The 15,987-nt window shown below is 63.3% G+C and carries 15 protein-coding genes and 4 tRNA genes; 4 read left to right on the top strand and 15 right to left on the bottom strand.

The genetic code is table 11. The features are described 5' to 3' along the window. Window positions 1-2: 2 nt before the first annotated feature. The 12 genes from rpoB to ACYQ2U_RS07905 form a co-directional block, all read right to left on the bottom strand. Window positions 3-4,106, bottom strand: a complete 4,104-nt coding sequence (rpoB, locus tag ACYQ2U_RS07960) for a DNA-directed RNA polymerase subunit beta (protein ID WP_459949822.1) — start codon at window positions 4,104-4,106, stop codon at window positions 3-5. A gap of 188 nt (window positions 4,107-4,294) precedes the next feature. Beyond that, on the bottom strand, window positions 4,295-4,672 hold the full coding sequence (rplL, locus tag ACYQ2U_RS07955; RefSeq protein WP_459949821.1) for a 50S ribosomal protein L7/L12: 378 nt from the start codon (window positions 4,670-4,672) through the stop codon (window positions 4,295-4,297). Between the two features lie 43 nt (window positions 4,673-4,715). Then, window positions 4,716-5,216, bottom strand: coding sequence for a 50S ribosomal protein L10 (gene rplJ, locus ACYQ2U_RS07950; RefSeq protein ID WP_459949820.1), 501 nt, complete (start codon window positions 5,214-5,216; stop codon window positions 4,716-4,718). Between the two features lie 223 nt (window positions 5,217-5,439). Continuing rightward, entirely contained in the window at window positions 5,440-6,135 is a 696-nt protein-coding gene (rplA, locus tag ACYQ2U_RS07945; RefSeq protein WP_459949819.1) for a 50S ribosomal protein L1, read from the bottom strand. Between the two features lie 2 nt (window positions 6,136-6,137). Further along, a complete protein-coding gene (gene rplK / locus ACYQ2U_RS07940; RefSeq protein ID WP_459949818.1) occupies window positions 6,138-6,569 on the bottom strand; it encodes a 50S ribosomal protein L11 in 432 nt (143 codons plus the stop codon). A gap of 115 nt (window positions 6,570-6,684) precedes the next feature. After that, window positions 6,685-7,221 carry a transcription termination/antitermination protein NusG gene (gene nusG, locus ACYQ2U_RS07935; RefSeq protein ID WP_459949817.1) on the bottom strand — a complete coding sequence of 179 codons (537 nt, stop codon included), beginning with the start codon at window positions 7,219-7,221 and terminating at the stop codon, window positions 6,685-6,687. Between the two features lies 1 nt (window position 7,222). Then, window positions 7,223-7,570 carry a preprotein translocase subunit SecE gene (secE, locus tag ACYQ2U_RS07930; RefSeq protein WP_459949816.1) on the bottom strand — a complete coding sequence of 116 codons (348 nt, stop codon included), beginning with the start codon at window positions 7,568-7,570 and terminating at the stop codon, window positions 7,223-7,225. 24 nt (window positions 7,571-7,594) lie between these two features. Further along, window positions 7,595-7,670 (bottom strand) — tRNA-Trp (locus tag ACYQ2U_RS07925). A gap of 66 nt (window positions 7,671-7,736) precedes the next feature. Beyond that, window positions 7,737-8,927 (bottom strand): elongation factor Tu, encoded by a 1,191-nt coding sequence (gene tuf / locus ACYQ2U_RS07920; RefSeq protein WP_459949815.1) that lies wholly within the window; start codon window positions 8,925-8,927, stop codon window positions 7,737-7,739. Window positions 8,928-8,991: 64 nt separating this feature from the next. Beyond that, window positions 8,992-9,066, bottom strand: a tRNA-Thr gene (locus tag ACYQ2U_RS07915). A gap of 33 nt (window positions 9,067-9,099) precedes the next feature. Then, window positions 9,100-9,175: transfer RNA gene (locus ACYQ2U_RS07910), tRNA-Gly, on the bottom strand. A gap of 42 nt (window positions 9,176-9,217) precedes the next feature. Next, a tRNA-Tyr gene (locus ACYQ2U_RS07905) sits at window positions 9,218-9,302 on the bottom strand. A 94-nt stretch (window positions 9,303-9,396) separates the two neighbouring features. On the opposite strand from ACYQ2U_RS07905, the gene ACYQ2U_RS07900 reads away from it, so the two are divergent. The 4 genes from ACYQ2U_RS07900 to ACYQ2U_RS07885 all read left to right on the top strand — a co-directional run bounded on the left by ACYQ2U_RS07900 (window position 9,397) and on the right by ACYQ2U_RS07885 (window position 13,188). Then, a complete protein-coding gene (locus ACYQ2U_RS07900; protein WP_459949814.1) occupies window positions 9,397-10,200 on the top strand; it encodes a class I SAM-dependent methyltransferase in 804 nt (267 codons plus the stop codon). 118 nt (window positions 10,201-10,318) lie between these two features. Then, window positions 10,319-11,005: a P-loop NTPase family protein gene (locus tag ACYQ2U_RS07895; RefSeq protein WP_459949813.1), complete on the top strand. Its 687-nt coding sequence runs from the start codon at window positions 10,319-10,321 to the stop codon at window positions 11,003-11,005. Window positions 11,006-11,087: 82 nt separating this feature from the next. Then, window positions 11,088-11,984 (top strand): AEC family transporter, encoded by an 897-nt coding sequence (locus ACYQ2U_RS07890; RefSeq protein WP_459949812.1) that lies wholly within the window; start codon window positions 11,088-11,090, stop codon window positions 11,982-11,984. A 13-nt stretch (window positions 11,985-11,997) separates the two neighbouring features. Further along, on the top strand, window positions 11,998-13,188 hold the full coding sequence (locus ACYQ2U_RS07885; protein ID WP_459949811.1) for a class I SAM-dependent rRNA methyltransferase: 1,191 nt from the start codon (window positions 11,998-12,000) through the stop codon (window positions 13,186-13,188). Window positions 13,189-13,322: 134 nt separating this feature from the next. Here the strand turns inward: ACYQ2U_RS07885 and ACYQ2U_RS07880 are convergent, their stop codons facing one another. Genes ACYQ2U_RS07880 through ACYQ2U_RS07870 form a run of 3 tightly spaced genes read right to left on the bottom strand, consistent with a single transcriptional unit; the run spans window position 13,323 to window position 15,987 of the window. Continuing rightward, window positions 13,323-13,922: a DUF3299 domain-containing protein gene (locus ACYQ2U_RS07880; RefSeq protein ID WP_459949810.1), complete on the bottom strand. Its 600-nt coding sequence runs from the start codon at window positions 13,920-13,922 to the stop codon at window positions 13,323-13,325. Window positions 13,923-13,927: 5 nt separating this feature from the next. Continuing rightward, entirely contained in the window at window positions 13,928-15,280 is a 1,353-nt protein-coding gene (locus ACYQ2U_RS07875; RefSeq protein ID WP_459949809.1) for an ABC transporter permease, read from the bottom strand. Further along, the gene (locus ACYQ2U_RS07870; RefSeq protein WP_459949808.1) at window positions 15,277-15,987 is read right to left on the bottom strand and encodes an ABC transporter ATP-binding protein; all 711 of its coding nucleotides are present in this window, start codon (window positions 15,985-15,987) and stop codon (window positions 15,277-15,279) included. The genes ACYQ2U_RS07875 and ACYQ2U_RS07870 overlap by 4 nt, the downstream gene beginning before the upstream one ends.

Here is a 15,987-nt window from a genome sequence, read left to right as displayed (position 1 = left end):
GTTCAGTAACGTTCCAGATCAATGTCGATGGCCAGGGAACGGATTTCCTTGACCAGCACATTGAAGGATTCGGGCATGCCGGCGTCGATCTTGTGCTCGCCCTTGACGATGTTTTCGTAAACCTTGGTCCGGCCGGTAACGTCATCGGACTTGACGGTGAGCATTTCCTGCAAGGTGTAGGAAGCACCGTAGGCTTCGAGGGCCCACACTTCCATTTCACCGAAACGCTGACCACCGAACTGGGCCTTACCACCCAGCGGCTGCTGGGTGACCAGGCTGTAGGGGCCGGTGGAACGGGCGTGCATCTTGTCGTCCACCAAGTGGTGCAGCTTCAACACGTGCATGTAGCCGATGGTGACGGGGCGCTCGAAGGCGTCGCCGGTGCGGCCGTCGAACAAGGTCGCCTGGGTTTTGGCGGACTTGAGCTGCATCTTCTCAGCCACGTCGTCCGGGTAGGCCAGGTTGAGCATGGTGGTGATTTCTTCTTCCTTGGCACCGTCGAACACCGGCGTGGCGAAAGGCAGGCCACCGCGCAGGTTCTCGGCCATTTCCAAGGCTTCCGCATCGCTCAGGCTGGCGATGTCGGCCTCGTGGCCGGCGCTGTTGTAGACCTTGTCCAGGTACTTCTTCACCTCGGCGGCGTTGGCCTCGGCCCGCAGCATCTCGTCGATACGCTTGCCGATACCCTTGCCAGCCCAGCCCAAGTGCATTTCCAGCACCTGACCGATGTTCATCCGGGAAGGCACACCCAGGGGGTTCAGCACGATGTCCATCGGCGTGCCGTCGGCCATGTGGGGCATGTCTTCGATCGGGGTGATCTTGGACACCACACCCTTGTTACCGTGGCGGCCGGCCATCTTGTCGCCGGGTTGCAGGCGGCGCTTGACGGCCAGGTAGACCTTGACCATCTTCTGCACGCCGGGGGGCAGTTCGTCACCCTGGGTCAGCTTCTTCTTCTTGGCCTCGAAGGCCACGTCGAAGTCCTTGCGGGTCTGTTCCAAGCTGTCGCGCAAGTTTTCCAGCTGTTGCTGTGCTTCCTCGCTTTCCAGGGAAATGTCGAACCAGTAGTAGTGCTCGACGGTTTCCAGGTAGGACTTGGTGATCTTGGTGCCCTTGGCCAGCTTCTTGGGGCCCTTGAGGGCGACCTTGCCATTAAGCAGCTTTTCGATACGGTCGAAGGTGTCGCGCTCAACGATACGCATCTGGTCGGCCAGATCCTGCTTGTAGCCCTTCAGCATGTCGTCGATGATGGACTGGGCGCGCTTGTCGCGCTCGATGCCCTCGCGGGTGAACACTTGGACGTCGATCACGGTGCCGGTCATGCCGGAAGGCACGCGCAGAGAGGTGTCCTTCACGTCGGAGGCTTTTTCACCGAAGATGGCGCGCAGCAGCTTTTCTTCGGGAGTGAGCTGGGTTTCGCCCTTGGGGGTGACCTTGCCCACCAGCACGTCGCCGGCTTCCACTTCGGCGCCGATGTAGACGATGCCGGACTCATCCAGGCGGCCCATCTGCACTTCGCCCAGGGTGGCGATGTCGCGGGTGATTTCTTCGGCACCCAGCTTGGTGTCGCGGGCAACAACGGTCAGTTCTTCGATATGCACGGAGGTGAAGCGGTCTTCCGCCACCACGCGCTCGGAGATCAGGATCGAATCTTCGAAGTTGTAGCCGTTCCAGGGCATGAAGGCCACCAGCATGTTCTGGCCCAAGGCCAGTTCGCCCAGGTCGGTGGAGGCGCCATCGGCCACCACGTCGCCCTTGGCGATGATGTCGCCCTTCTTCACCACGGGACGCTGGTTGATGTTGGTGTTCTGGTTGGAACGGGTGTACTTGGTCAGATTGTAGATGTCCACGCCCACTTCACCGGGCACGGTTTCCGCGTCATTGACACGGACCACCACGCGGTTGGCATCGACGTAGTCCACCAGGCCGCCACGCAGGGCTTGCACGGCGGTGCCGGAGTCGACGGCCACGGTGCGTTCGATACCGGTACCCACCAGGGCCTTCTCGGGGCGCAGGCAGGGCACGGCCTGACGTTGCATGTTGGCGCCCATCAAGGCACGGTTCGCGTCATCGTGCTCGAGGAAGGGAATCAGGGAAGCCGCCACGGAAACGATCTGGCCAGGGGCCACGTCCATGTATTGCACTTCCTCGGGCACCTTCAACTCGAATTCGCCCTTGAAGCGGCAGGACACCAGGGCGTCGGTCAGCTTACCCTTCTTGTCGAGCTCGGCGTTGGCCTGGGCGATGATGTACTTGCCTTCCTCAATGGCGGAGAGGAATTCGATCTGGTCGGTCACATGGCCGTTCTCCACCTTGCGGTAGGGCGTTTCCATGAAACCGTAGTTGTTGGTACGGGCGTACAGGGCCAGGGAGTTGATCAGGCCGATGTTCGGACCTTCCGGCGTTTCGATAGGGCACACACGACCGTAGTGGGTGGGGTGCACGTCGCGCACTTCAAAGCCGGCGCGTTCCCGGGTCAGGCCGCCTGGGCCCAGGGCGGAAACACGACGCTTGTGGGTGATCTCGGACAGGGGATTGGTCTGGTCCATGAACTGGGAGAGCTGGCTGGAGCCAAAGAACTCCTTGATCGCGGCGCTGATGGGCTTGGCGTTGATCAGGTCATGGGGCATCAGGTTGTCGGATTCGGCCTGATTCAGGCGTTCCTTGACGGCGCGCTCGACACGAACGAGACCGGCGCGGAATTGGTTCTCGGCCAGCTCGCCCACGGAACGGACACGACGGTTGCCCAAGTGGTCGATATCGTCGATTTCGCCGCGACCGTTGCGCAGTTCCACCAGGATGCGGATCACGTCCACGATGTCCTCGTTGGACAGCACGCCCGGGCCTTCGATTTCTTCGCGGCCGACGCGGCGGTTGAACTTCATCCGGCCCACGGCGGACAGGTCGTAACGATCTTCCGAGTAGAACAGGCTATTGAACAGGGTTTCCACGGCGTCTTCGGTGGGAGGTTCGCCGGGACGCATCATGCGGTAGATGGCGACGCGGGCGGCCCACTGATCGGCGGTTTCGTCGATGCGCAGCGTGGAGGAGATGTAGGCGCCACGGTCCAGGTCGTTCACGTACAGGGTCTGCACGTTTTCGACGCCGGACTCCACCAGCTTGGCCAACAGGCTTTCGGTGATTTCCTCGTTGGCCTGGGCCACGATTTCACCCGTCTCACCATCGACCACGTTGGTGGCGATGATGCGGCCGACAACGAAGTCGTCGGGCACGGCGATCTTCTTGATGCCGGCTTCGGCCAGGTCGCGGATGTGCTTGGCGGTGATGCGCTTGTCCTTCGGCACGATGACCTTGCCGGCCTTGTCGTGGATGTCGAAACGAGCCACCTCGCCGCGCAGGCGGTCGGGCACCACTTCGAACTGGATGCCCTTCTTGCTCAGGTGGAAGTTGTCGAACTCGAAGAAGGAGGACAGGATCTGCTCATTGTTGAAGCCGATGGCCTTGAGCAGGATGGTGACCGGCATCTTCCGCCGACGGTCGATACGGAAATAGAGGAAGTCCTTGGGATCGAATTCGAAGTCCAGCCAGGAACCCCGGTAGGGGATGATGCGGGCCGAAAACAGCAGCTTGCCGGAGCTATGGGTCTTGCCGCGGTCGTGTTCGAAGAACACGCCAGGGGAACGGTGCAGCTGGGAGACGATCACCCGCTCGGTACCGTTGATGACGAAGGAACCGGTGGTGGTCATGAGCGGGATTTCGCCCATGTACACTTCCTGCTCCTTCACTTCCTTGATCTTCTCGTTGTTGCTTTCGCGGTCGAGGATCACCAGGCGCACCTTGGCGCGCAGGGGGGAGGCGAAGGTCAGGCCGCGCTGTTGGCATTCCTTCACGTCGAAGGCGGGCTCGCCCAGACGGTATTCGACGAACTCGAGGCGGGCCACACCCGAATTGGCCACGATCGGGAAGATCGAGGCAAAGGCAGCCTGGAGGCCCTGGGTGCGCCGCTGGGGCGGCGGCACTTCGGCCTGAAGGAACTGGGTGTAGGACTCAAGCTGGGTCGCAAGCAGGAAAGGCACGTCAAGCACATTGGCGCGCTTGGCGAAACTTTTGCGAATCCGCTTCTTCTCGGTGTACGAATACGTCATGGTCGCTCCGTTCGATACAGACGTCAGAAAATCAAACTACAACGCCGTCTGGTTTGCTTCGGCGTTCTGGTTTGACTGCCCGAACCGTCAAAATTCCCTACATTTGCACTGCCCGTGAATACAAATTCCACAAAGCAGAAAAGGGCTGGCAGCCCCTAAGTGCTGCCAGCCCGCGTTTCCAGGCGAAATTACTTGATTTCGACCTTGGCGCCAGCTTCTTCCAGTTGCTTCTTGAGGGCTTCGGCGTCGGCCTTCGGCACACCTTCCTTGATGGGCTTGGGAGCGCCGTCCACCAGGTCCTTGGCTTCCTTCAGGCCCAGGCCGGTCGCAGCACGCACCACCTTGATGACTTCGACCTTCTTGTCGCCGGCGGCAGCCAGGACGACGGTGAAGTCGGTCTTTTCTTCAGCGGCGGCAGCGCCACCGGCAGCAGCGCCGGGAGCGGCCACAGCCATGGCGGCGGCGGACACGCCGAACTTTTCTTCAAAAGCCTTGACCAGGTCGTTCAGGTCCATGACGGACATGGCGCCAACGGCTTCCAGGATGTCTTCTTTGCTAATTGCCATTTGAAACTCCTAATTCCTAATGTCAGATATCGATTGGTAACGATTAAGCTGCGGCTTCTTCTTCGCGCTTCTTGGCGAGAGCGCCCAGGGCCACGGCGAAGCCGGACACAGGAGCCTTCATCACGCCCAGCAGCTTGGCCAGCAGCTCTTCGCGGCTCGGGATGCTGGCAAGGGCTTGCACGCCGGCCTTGTCCAGAACGTTGCCGGAATAAACGCCAGCTTTGAGCACCAGCTTGTCGTTGGTCTTTGCGAAGTCGTTGAGTACCTTGGCCGCAGCCACAGCATCGACGGAGATGCTATAGATCAGCGGACCGGTCAGCGCATCGGACAGGGCTTCGAAAGACGTGCCTGCCACGGCGCGCCGGGCCAGGGTGTTCTTCAGCACACGCAGGTAAACACCAGACTCCCGTGCCTTCTTCCGCAGTTCGGTGAGATCGCCCACCTCGATACCACGGTATTCGGCAACGACGAGCGTCTGGGCGTTGGCCACCTGTGCCACCACCTCAGCCACAACGGCTTTTTTGTCGTTGAGATTCAGACCCATCAGGTCTTTCCTCCTTTCAAGTCAACACGCGGCGGATTTCCCCACCGCACCCAAGGCGACCGTCGATCAGGAGAATCTTGAATCCTGTTCTTGGGAGACGCCATCTGCGTAGGCGGAGCCATGCTGCACTCCATTACGCCGGCCGATCGGCCAACACCTACGGTCTTTGATAACCCGCCGCGGCACCAAAGTGCCGCGACGGCCCAAAGTTCTTTACTACGAATTACTGACCGAGGCTGGCCTGATCCACGCGCACACCGGCGCCCATGGAGGAGGACAGAGCGATCTTCTTCAAATACTGGCCCTTGGCAGCGGCGGGCTTGGCCTTTTGCAACGCGTCCAGCAGAGCGCTGAAGTTCTGTTGCAGGGCCTCGACGCTGAAGGAAGCACGACCGATGGTGGCGTGGATGATGCCGGCCTTGTCGGTACGGTATTGCACTTGACCGGCCTTGGCGTTCTTGACGGCGGTGGCCACGTCCATGGTCACGGTACCGACCTTGGGGTTGGGCATCAGGCCACGGGGACCCAGCACCTGACCCAGGGCACCCACCACCTTCATGGCGTCGGGGGTAGCGATGACCACGTCGAAGTCCATGCGGCCACCCTTGACTTCGGCAGCCAGGTCGTCGAAACCGACCACTTCGGCACCCGCGGCCTTGGCGGCCTCGGCCTTGTCGCCCTGGGCGAACACGGCCACGCGCACGCTCTTGCCGGTACCGGCGGGCAGCACGACGGAGCCACGAACCACTTGGTCAGACTTCTTGGCATCCACGCCCAGGTTCACGGCGATGTCGATGGACTCGTCGAACTTGGCGGTGGCGCATTCCTTCACCAGGCCCAGGGCCTCGGCGACGGGATAAACCTTGTTACGGTCAACCTTGGCGCGCAGCGCCTGTACACGCTTGGACAGCTTAGCCATGATTACAGACCCTCCACGGTGATGCCCATGCTGCGGGCAGAGCCGGCGATGGTGCGAACGGCTGCGTCGAGATCGGCAGCAGTCAGATCCTTTTGCTTGGTCTTGGCGATTTCCTCGGCCTGGGCGCGAGTGATCTTGCCAACCTTATCGGTATGAGGCTTGGAAGAACCCTTCTGGATGCCGGCAGCCTTCTTGATCAGAATGGTGGCGGGCGGGGTCTTCATCACGAAGGTGAAGGACTTGTCCGCGAAGGCGGTGATCACCACGGGGATGGGCAGGCCGGGCTCGACACCTTGGGTCTGGGCGTTGAACGCCTTACAGAATTCCATGATGTTGAGGCCGCGCTGACCGAGGGCGGGACCGATGGGGGGGGAAGGATTGGCCTTGCCCGCCGGCACTTGCAGCTTGATGTAGCCGATGATTTTCTTTGCCATGATGGCTCCTATTGCGTGAGTCGTAACGCGCCTTCGCTCTTCCGTGGAAAAACTACCGACGCTCCTCTGCCCGAATCAGGGTCCCGGGCATACCCTTACTACCAAAACCTGACGCTCAGGATTTCTCCACCTGGGAGAACTCCAGTTCCACCGGGGTAGCGCGACCGAAAATGGTCACGGAAACCCGCAGACGGCTCTTTTCGTAATTCACTTCCTCGACGCTGCCATTGAAGTCGGTGAAGGGGCCTTCCTTGACCCGCACCATCTCGCCCACTTCGAACAGCACCTTGGGACGGGGTTTGTCCACCCCTTCCTGCATCTGTTGCATGATCTTCTCGACTTCCTTTTCGGAAATCGGCGTCGGTTTGTTGCCGGTACCGCCCACGAAACCGGTGACCTTGGGCGTGCTCTTGACCAAGTGCCAGGAGTCGTCGTCCATGTCCATCTCCACCAGCACGTAACCGGGGAAGAACTTGCGCTCAGATATGCTCTTCTGACCGCCCTTCATTTCAATCACTTCTTCGACAGGCACCAACACCTGACCGAACTTGTCCTGCATACCGGCACGGGTAATGCGCTCCACCAGCGCCTTCTTGACGCTCTTTTCGAAGCCGGAATATGCGTGTACGACGTACCAGCGTTTTGTTGTCATGTCATTTCCAACCCAGCACGAGGTCGTAAAGCACCCATTCAAGCGTCTTGTCCGTCACCCACAGCACCACGGCCATGGTCAACACAAAAACGAAAACGGCCGCCGTCATCTGCAAGGTTTCCTTACGGCTCGGCCAAGCGACTTTCTTGGCCTCGACCACCGACTCCTGGGCAAAGACAAAAAAGCGCTGCCCCGGTTCCGTGAACCAGGCCACAGCGCCACCCGCCGCCACACCCGCCAGGACGGCCAGCACCCGCAGGATCATCGGCTGCTCGGCCAATAGATAAAACCCCACGATGCCCGACACCACCAACAACAGAGCGATTACGAACTTTAATTTGTCAGCCATGGCATCCCAGCGACGATGAATCGGTGGCAGGGGCGGAGGGAATCGAACCCCCGACCTACGGTTTTGGAAACCGTTGCTCTACCAATTGAGCTACACCCCTGCGGCAGAGACTACAAAGGCGGCGATCGAAAACGACCGCCGCCCGCTTACTTAATTACCGCTGAAATTACTCGATGATCTTAGCGACGACACCGGCGCCGACGGTACGACCGCCTTCACGGATGGCGAAACGCAGACCTTCTTCCATGGCGATCGGGGCGATCAGCTTGACGGTGATCGACACGTTGTCGCCAGGCATCACCATCTCGGTGCCTTCCGGCAGGGTAATGGCGCCAGTCACGTCCGTGGTACGGAAGTAGAACTGGGGACGGTAGTTAGCGAAGAAGGGGGTATGACGACCACCTTCGTCCTTGGACAGGACATACACTTCACCGGTGAAGTGGGTGTGGGGAGTGATGGAGCCGGGCTTGGCCAGCACTTGGCCGCGCTCGACTTCTTCACGCTTGGTGCCACGCAGCAGGACGCCGACGTTGTCACCGGCTTGACCTTGATCCAGCAGCTTGCGGAACATTTCGACGCCGGTGCAGGTGGTCTTGGTGGTGGGCTTGATGCCCACGATTTCGATTTCTTCGCCGACCTTGACGATGCCGCGCTCGACACGACCGGTCACGACGGTACCGCGACCAGAGATGGAGAACACGTCTTCGATGGGCATCAGGAAGGGTTGGTCGATGGCGCGCTCGGGGGTGGGGATGTAGCTATCCAGGGCGTCGGCCAGACGGAAAATGGCGGGCTCGCCGATTTCGGACTGGTCGCCTTCGAGGGCCTTCAGGGCGGAGCCCTTGATGATGGGCACGTCGTCGCCGGGGAAGTCGTACTTGGAGAGCAGCTCGCGCACTTCCATTTCGACCAGTTCCAGCAGTTCGGCGTCATCCACCATGTCGCACTTGTTCAGGAACACGACAATGAAGGGCACGCCCACTTGGCGGGCCAGCAGGATGTGTTCGCGGGTCTGGGGCATGGGGCCGTCAGCGGCGGAACAGACCAGGATGGCGCCGTCCATCTGGGCGGCACCGGTAATCATGTTCTTGACGTAGTCAGCGTGGCCCGGGCAATCGACGTGGGCGTAGTGACGGGTGGCGGTTTCGTACTCGACGTGGGCGGTATTAATGGTGATACCACGGGCCTTTTCTTCGGGCGCTGCGTCAATTTGGTCGTAAGCCTTGGCTTCGCCACCAAACTTGCGGGACAGCACGGTGGTGATCGCTGCAGTCAGCGTCGTCTTGCCGTGGTCAACGTGCCCAATCGTGCCGACGTTTACGTGCGGCTTCGTACGTTCAAACTTGCCTTTTGCCATGATCCGTTACCCCAAAGATCTTCGATCAGAAAAACGCCTTGCGGCAGCCTAGTACATCAAATAATGGTGCCCTTGACGTGGATTGAACACGTGGCCTCTCCCTTACCAAGGGAGTGCTCTACCACTGAGCTACAAGGGCAGAAACCTGCAATTACCCAAGACCAGAACCAATTGGAGCGGGCGACGAGGTTCGAACTCGCGACATCTTGCTTGGAAGGCAAGTGCTCTACCAACTGAGCTACACCCGCTTGACCTAACCGCCTGCTAAAAAACCAATTGCTTCAATATCTTGGTGGAGGGAGAAGGATTCGAACCTTCGAAGGCAGTGCCGTCAGATTTACAGTCTGATCCCTTTGACCGCTCGGGAATCCCTCCAGAAGAGCCCGGCATTATGGAGGCACCGCACAAAGCTGTCAACGCTGCCGATGCTTTTTGCCAGAAAAAACTCCCCCTGGTTATCATCGCGGCCATGTCCCGCCGAACCCCGCGCCCCGTTTCCGCCCTGCCGCCCCTCACCTTTTTCGGCGCCGGCATCCTGCCCCAACTGTTCGGCTTGTTCGCCGCCGTCGTCATGGCCTGGGTCAAGCCCATCCTGCTCCAATACCCCTTCGCCCTGGCCGGCATGCAAGCCCTGTTCGCCACCTGGGTCGCCCGCCTGCGCCAGGCTCCCCTCTGGTGGCAGGCCATCCATCTCTGCTTCGTGCCCCTGTTGCTGCTGCTCAACGGCCTGCACCTGCCGCCCCTGCTCTGGCTCGGCGGCTTCGTCCTGCTGCTGCTGGTCTATTGGCGCACCGACACCAGCCGCGTCCCCCTCTACTTGAGCAATGCCGCCACCGGGGAAGCCCTGGCCAGCCTGCTGCCCGCCGAACCGGGCGTGTGCCTCGACCTGGGTTGCGGCACTGGCGGCCTGTTACAGCAACTGGCAGGATTACGCCCCGATTGTCACTTCATCGGCGTCGAACATGCCCCCATCCCCTATTTCATTGCCCGTTGGCGCAACCGCCATTTGAGTAACGTCGCCATCCGCTACGGCGATTTCTGGTCCGTTCCCCTGCGCGGCTACCAATTGGTATACGCCTTCCTCTCCCCCGTGCCCATGGCCCGGTTATGGGACAAGGCCCAGGCCGAGATGGAACCCGGGGCGCTGCTGGTCGCCAATAGCTTCGCCGTGCCGGACCAGGTGCCAACCCGGATTCTGGCGGTGGACGACCGGCGCCAGACCCAGCTCTACTGCTACCACCCCGCCCCGGGTGCTCCGACCGATGCCGAATAGGCCGGCCTAAGGCCCCCATTTCCCCCCATCGTCGCACCCCGTCGTCGCCAATAATCCCGCCTCATAGCCGCCCCGGCCACGCCGGATCACGGCGGACTCCCTCCACTGGAGAGACAACATGGCAGACATTATTTGCGTCATCGGTAACAAGGGCGGCACCGGCAAGACCACACTGTCCCACATGCTCAGCCACGGCCTCGGCCTGCTCGGCCAGCGTTCCGTCTGCGTGCTGACCGACACCTATCGCGAGCCCCTCGATCCCGCCGGACGCCGCTACCTGGTGGCCGACGCCCGTTCCCGCGAGGCCCTGGGCAAGGTCACCGACAAGATCCGCAGCCTCAAGGCCTGGCTCGGCGTCATTGACGGCGGTGGCAACCGCACCGAAATGGACCGCCGCCTCTACGGCCTGGCCGACCTGGTGCTGCTGCCCTTCCGCGACTCCCACGAGGACATCCGCACCGTGATCCGCGACCTGGAGATGTTCCCCCGGGCCTACGCCATTCCCACCCAGTGGCCCACCAACGCCTGGCAGAAGGAAGCGGCGGAAAAAACCGTGCAGGAGATGTTGGCCCCCTTCCACGACCGCATCCTCGACCCGGTCTACGCTCTGTCCGCCAGCAAGGTGCTGCTGCAAAAGCAGTTGCCCGCCCCCTTGCCCTCGGCCCTCAACAACGCCAGCCGGGGCGTCGCCCGCCAAGTGCTGGACCTGTTGCAGATCGACATCCTCGACGACGAGGACGACAGCGCCAACACCCAGCCCCGCGCCCAGAACCAAGCCGGCCCCTCCATGGCCGCGGCGGCCTGACCCGGACGCGAACGGCCCGCGGCTGCCCGCCGCGCCGGGGCGGAGTGCGTAGAATGCGCCTCCGCCCTTTTCTTTTGCCCCCATGCAAACCGCCCTGCTCCTGCTGCCGGACTTTGCCCTGATCGCCCTCGGCGCCTGGCTGCGTCGCGCGTTTCAGTTGGGGGACCACTTCTGGAGCGGCCTGGAAAAGCTGGTGTACTTCATCCTCTTCCCGGCCTTGCTGTTCAACGCCATCACCCGCAACCCCATCGCCCTGAGCAGCGCCGGCCCCCTGGCCGCCGTGGCGGTCTGCATCATGGGCGGCGGCGTGGTGCTGGGCCTGGTGGCCCTGGTGTTCCGCATTCCCGCGCTGCAATTCGCCTCCCTCTACCAGTGCGCCTATCGCTTCAACTCCTACGTCGCCCTGGCGGTGGCCGGCAAGATCAACGGCGCCGCCGGCATCGCCGCCATGGGCCTGCTGTGCGGCGTGGCCGTGCCCATCGCCAACGCCGGCGCGGTCTGGATGCTGGCCCGCCACGGCAACCTGGGCATCTGGCGCGAACTGGCGCGCAACCCGCTGATCCTGTCCACCGTCGCCGGCCTGATCTGGAGCGGCCTCGGCCTGGAGCTGGCCGAGCCGGTCCGCGCCTTCCTCGCCCGGCTGTCCGATGCCTCCATCGCCCTCGGGCTGATGTCCGTCGGCGCCGCCCTCAAGCTGCGCGGCGGCATGCCCCTCAAGGCTCTCCCCGCCGCCGCCTACCTGATGGCGGTCAAGCTGCTGGCCCTGCCCCTGGTGGCCCTGGCCAGCGCCGCCTGGCTGGGCCTGGCCGGGGTGGATGCCGATACCGCCCTCATCTTCGCCACCCTGCCCGTGGCCAGCTCCGCCTACATCCTCGCCCAACGCATGGGCGGCGACGGCGCCGCCGTGGCCTGGGTCATTTCCGTCACCACCGTCCTCGCCATGGTCACCATTCCCTTCTGGTTGACCGTGGCCCGCTGAACTTCCTTCCGCCATGGCCCAACTCATTCTCGTCAAAGGCAAAGAACGCTCCGTCCTGCGCCGCCATCCCTGGATTTTTTCCACCTCCGTGCAAAGCCTCGAAGGCCGCGCCCGCAGCGGCGACACGGTGGACGTTCTGGACCACCGCGGCAAGCTGCTGGCCAAGGCCGCCTGGAGCCCCGAGTCGCAAATCCGCGCCCGGGTATGGACCTTTGACGGCGAAGAAACCATCGACGACGCCTTCTTCAAACGCCGCATCGCCGCCGCCGTGGCCCGTCGCCAAGCCCTGCCCGCCCTGCAAGGCCAGGGTGGCCTGCGCCTGATTCACGCCGAATCCGACGGCCTGCCCGGCCTCATCGCCGACCAGTACGGCGACACCGTCGTCATCCAGCTCACCAGCGCCGGCAGCGACAAATGGCGCAAAGCCATCGTCGCCGCCCTGGTCAAAGCCACCGGCTGCGCCCGGGTGTTTGAACGCTCCGACTCCGACGTGCGCAAGCTAGAAGGGCTGGAGCCCACCACCGGCTGGCTCCATGGCGACGCCCCGGCAGACGACATCGTCATCCGCGAAAACGGCGTCCAGATGAAAGTGGACATCATCGGCGGCCACAAAACCGGCTTTTATCTGGACCAGCGGGACAACCGCCAGCTCCTGGGCCAACTGGCCAAAAACAAACGGGTGCTCAACTGCTTCTGCTACACCGGCGGCTTCAGCCTGCAAGCCCTGGCGGGCGGCGCCAAAGAAGTCATCTCCGTGGATAGCTCCCAACCCGCCCTCGACACCGCTAGCGCCAACCTAGCCCTCAACCCCGCGCTGGACCCTAGCCGTGCCCAGTGGGTCTGCGCCAACGTCTTCGACGAACTGCGCCGCCGCAAGGACGCCGGGGAGACCTTCGACATCATCGTCCTCGACCCGCCCAAATTCGCCCCCAGCGCCAAACACGCCGACACCGCCAGCCGCGCCTACAAAGACATCGCCCTCAACGGCTTCAAACTCCTCGCCCCCGGCGGCCTGCTCATGACCTATTCCTGCTCCGGCGGCATCGGCCTGGAACTGTTCCAATCCATCACCGCCGGAGCCGCCCTCGATGCAGGCCGCGAAGCCCGCATCGTCCAGCGCCTGCAAGGCGCGGCGGACCACCCGGTGGCTTTGGCGTTTCCCGAAGGCGAGTATTTGAAGGGCTTGTTGGTGCAGGTGGAGTGACGGCGTAGCGCACCTTTACCGCCGTCTCACGTCGGCGTCATGCCCGCGAAAGCGGGAATCCAGGGTTTTGCGTTTTCCAGATGCGCTAGCCGCGTCGTCACGGGCGTTCAGTCAAATACCTCGACCAAGCTTCCTCACCGCGCCGGCATTTTGTAGGGCGTCACCTTCTCTCCCTTCATCCGATAGCCGGCCTTACCCCAGGGCGTGTCGCGCCGGTCCACGTCCAATATGCCGCTGACCCAGACCGGGTCCATGGCCTGGGCGTTTTTCAAGGGCGGGGAAATACTGACCTGGATGATCTGGTTCGCCGGCGGCGGCGGTACGTGGATGCAGGCGCCGAAATAGGGCAGCAGCAAGAATTCACTCACCGTGTTGCCCTTGCGTTCGATAGGTAGCAAAAAACCCGGAATGCGCACCCGCTCGCCCTTGAGGCTGGGCTCCGTGGGAGCATTGGCCCAGAGATCCCGCAGTTTTTCCAATGCTGCGCTGGCGCGGGGATCGCTATCCGGCACGCGGGACAGGTCGAGGCCCTTGAAGGCGCTGCGGGGGTCCCAGCCCTTGGGGATGAGATCGTCCCACGTGATTTCACGAAAATCCCGGTCGCCCCCCGGAGCGGCGGCGGGCGCGGTTTTCGGGCCGGCGGACAAGCCCTCCCCCACGGTGAAGGCCGAAGCGGAAAGCGCCCAAAGGAACAGCACGGCCAGCAACACAAATCGTCCAAATATTTTCATCATCAGCCTCACAAACGCGGCGTCAGCCCGTCGGCCAGGGACAGGCGCCAGGCCCGCCAGCCCGGCAACAGGGCGGCGAACCAGGTCGCCAGGAGGGGGACGGGCAGCCAGGCCCAAGGCAGGTGATCCGCCAGATGGCCGCTGGGGGGCGCGGCAAAACCCAGAGCCGCCCACAAGCGGGGCGCCGCCACATCGAAACCCAGCAGCACCAGAATCACACCGCCGGCCACGCCGATGAGGCCCAGCCAAAGCCCCTCCAGGGCCAGCAACCAGAAACCGTGCTGCGCCCCGGCCCCCACCGCCCGCAGCAGGGCCAACTCCCGTCGGCGTTCATTAAGGCCGGCCATCAGGGCCGCCACCATGCCCGCCAGCCCGGTCACCAGAACCAGGACGGCCACCGCCCGCAGGGCCCGCTCCACCACAGCCACCACCTGCCAGAGGCGTTCCAGGGTGAGGACCGGCAACAGGGCCGTCATGGGTTCGGACAGTCCCGGCAGCTTGCCGTCGTTGATGGCCCGTTGCAGGGCCAGGGCGTCGCTGCGCCGCTCCAGGCCGACAAACACGGCATCCACCTGTTTGGGCGTCAGGTCGAATTTCTTCACCAGCTCGGGCGGAATGACGAAGCCCGGCAAGGGCGCGCCGCCCTGCCAGTCCAGGTGGATGGCCTGGAGCGAAGCCAGGCTCACCAACACCTGCCGATCCACCGGCGTGCCCGTGGCGACCAGCACGCCGGTCACCTGGAAGGGTTTGTCACCATGGTCGTGATGGTGCAGGCCGTGGTGATCGTCGGCGTGCGCTCCATGGCCAGCGTCATGATCGTCATCATCATCGCCGTCCAGGGACATGCCGTGACTCAGGACCAGACGGTCGCCGGGTCGATAGCCGAGGCGGGCCGCCACCTCGCTGCCAACCACCGCCTGAAACAGGCCCAGTTGCGCCGCGCCCGCCGCCAGCCGCAGCCGTTCGCCGCCGAAGGCCATGTGTTCCAGATAGGCCGGGGTCGTGCCCAGCACGGGATAACCCCGCAGGGAATCGCCGAGGGCGATGGGCACCGTCCACGCCACGCCGTCCTGCCGCGCCAGGGCCTGGGCGCTGGCCCAGGACAGACCCGGCCCCGCTTCGCCCACCTGGAACACGGCCTGCAACAGAATCTGGACCGGACTGTTGCGCGGGCCGACGATCAGATCCACCCCCGCCACGGATTCCTCGAAGGTGGCCCGGGCCTGTTGCCGCAGCCCTTCCACCGCCAGCATCAAGGCCGTTGAAAGCGCCAGGCTGAGCACCACCCAGAACAACGTCCCGCGCCGGTTCCAGGCGCTGAGCAAGGCCAGGCGCAGCAGGAAAAAACGGCTGGGATTCATGGCGTCTCCTCCTGAAGGATGTCCGTCAGGGACAGGCTGCGATCGAAGCGGTCCATCGGCCGCCGGTCGTGGCTGACGAACAGCAGCGATGCCCCGTTGGCGGCGCACTCGGCCAGGAGCAGATCGAGAAAACCCTGGCGATTGTCTTCGTCCAGGGCCGAGGTGGGCTCGTCGGCCAGCACCAGGGCGGGCCGGCCGAGCAGGGCGCGGGCGGCAGCTACCCGCTGCTGCTGCCCCAGGGAAAGGGCGGTGACGGCACGCCGGTGCAGTTCGTCGCCGATGCCCAGATGGCGCAACAGGCGGCGCGCCTCGGCCTCCGCCGCGACCATCGGGCTTTGTCCCGGCGTCGCCAAACGGGCCATCCGTGCCGGGGCAAAGCGGCAGGCGAGCAGGACGTTGTCCAGCACCGGCAGGGCCGGTAGTAGGTTGAAGGTCTGAAACAGAATGCCCAGCCGCTCACCGCGCCAGCGGTCCCGGGCAGCGGGCTTGAGGGAGTGAAGGGGTGCTCCCAAGGCCCACAATTGGCCGGCTTCCACCGACAGGACGCCGGCGATCAGGCCCAGCAGGGTGCTCTTGCCGCTGCCGCTGGGGCCGTGGAGAAACAGGCGTTCGCCCTGGGCCAATCGCAGTTCGGGCACGCGCAGGCAATGCCTGCTCCCCGGCCAGGTATGGCATAAATCCTCAATCAGCACATCCCACACTTCCAT

The organism is Denitratisoma sp. agr-D3 (genome assembly GCF_054658675.1).
This window is presented reverse-complemented; position numbering and strand designations above follow the sequence as displayed.

What these genes read in the sequence shown, in the direction of transcription:
- rplA (WP_459949819.1), bottom strand. Translation starts at nt 6,135, where the DNA reads ATGGCTAAGCTGTCCAAGCGTGTACAGGCGCTGCGCGCCAAGGTTGAC.
- ACYQ2U_RS07890 (WP_459949812.1), top strand. Translation starts at nt 11,088, where the DNA reads ATGCAAACCGCCCTGCTCCTGCTGCCGGACTTTGCCCTGATCGCCCTC.
- ACYQ2U_RS07885 (WP_459949811.1), top strand. Translation starts at nt 11,998, where the DNA reads ATGGCCCAACTCATTCTCGTCAAAGGCAAAGAACGCTCCGTCCTGCGC.
- ACYQ2U_RS07900 (WP_459949814.1), top strand. Translation starts at nt 9,397, where the DNA reads ATGTCCCGCCGAACCCCGCGCCCCGTTTCCGCCCTGCCGCCCCTCACC.
- tuf (WP_459949815.1), bottom strand. Translation starts at nt 8,927, where the DNA reads ATGGCAAAAGGCAAGTTTGAACGTACGAAGCCGCACGTAAACGTCGGC.
- nusG (WP_459949817.1), bottom strand. Translation starts at nt 7,221, where the DNA reads ATGACAACAAAACGCTGGTACGTCGTACACGCATATTCCGGCTTCGAA.
- secE (WP_459949816.1), bottom strand. Translation starts at nt 7,570, where the DNA reads ATGGCTGACAAATTAAAGTTCGTAATCGCTCTGTTGTTGGTGGTGTCG.
- rplL (WP_459949821.1), bottom strand. Translation starts at nt 4,672, where the DNA reads ATGGCAATTAGCAAAGAAGACATCCTGGAAGCCGTTGGCGCCATGTCC.
- ACYQ2U_RS07875 (WP_459949809.1), bottom strand. Translation starts at nt 15,280, where the DNA reads ATGAATCCCAGCCGTTTTTTCCTGCTGCGCCTGGCCTTGCTCAGCGCC.
- rpoB (WP_459949822.1), bottom strand. Translation starts at nt 4,106, where the DNA reads ATGACGTATTCGTACACCGAGAAGAAGCGGATTCGCAAAAGTTTCGCC.
- ACYQ2U_RS07870 (WP_459949808.1), bottom strand. Translation starts at nt 15,987, where the DNA reads ATGGAAGTGTGGGATGTGCTGATTGAGGATTTATGCCATACCTGGCCG.
- ACYQ2U_RS07895 (WP_459949813.1), top strand. Translation starts at nt 10,319, where the DNA reads ATGGCAGACATTATTTGCGTCATCGGTAACAAGGGCGGCACCGGCAAG.
- rplK (WP_459949818.1), bottom strand. Translation starts at nt 6,569, where the DNA reads ATGGCAAAGAAAATCATCGGCTACATCAAGCTGCAAGTGCCGGCGGGC.
- rplJ (WP_459949820.1), bottom strand. Translation starts at nt 5,216, where the DNA reads ATGGGTCTGAATCTCAACGACAAAAAAGCCGTTGTGGCTGAGGTGGTG.
- ACYQ2U_RS07880 (WP_459949810.1), bottom strand. Translation starts at nt 13,922, where the DNA reads ATGATGAAAATATTTGGACGATTTGTGTTGCTGGCCGTGCTGTTCCTT.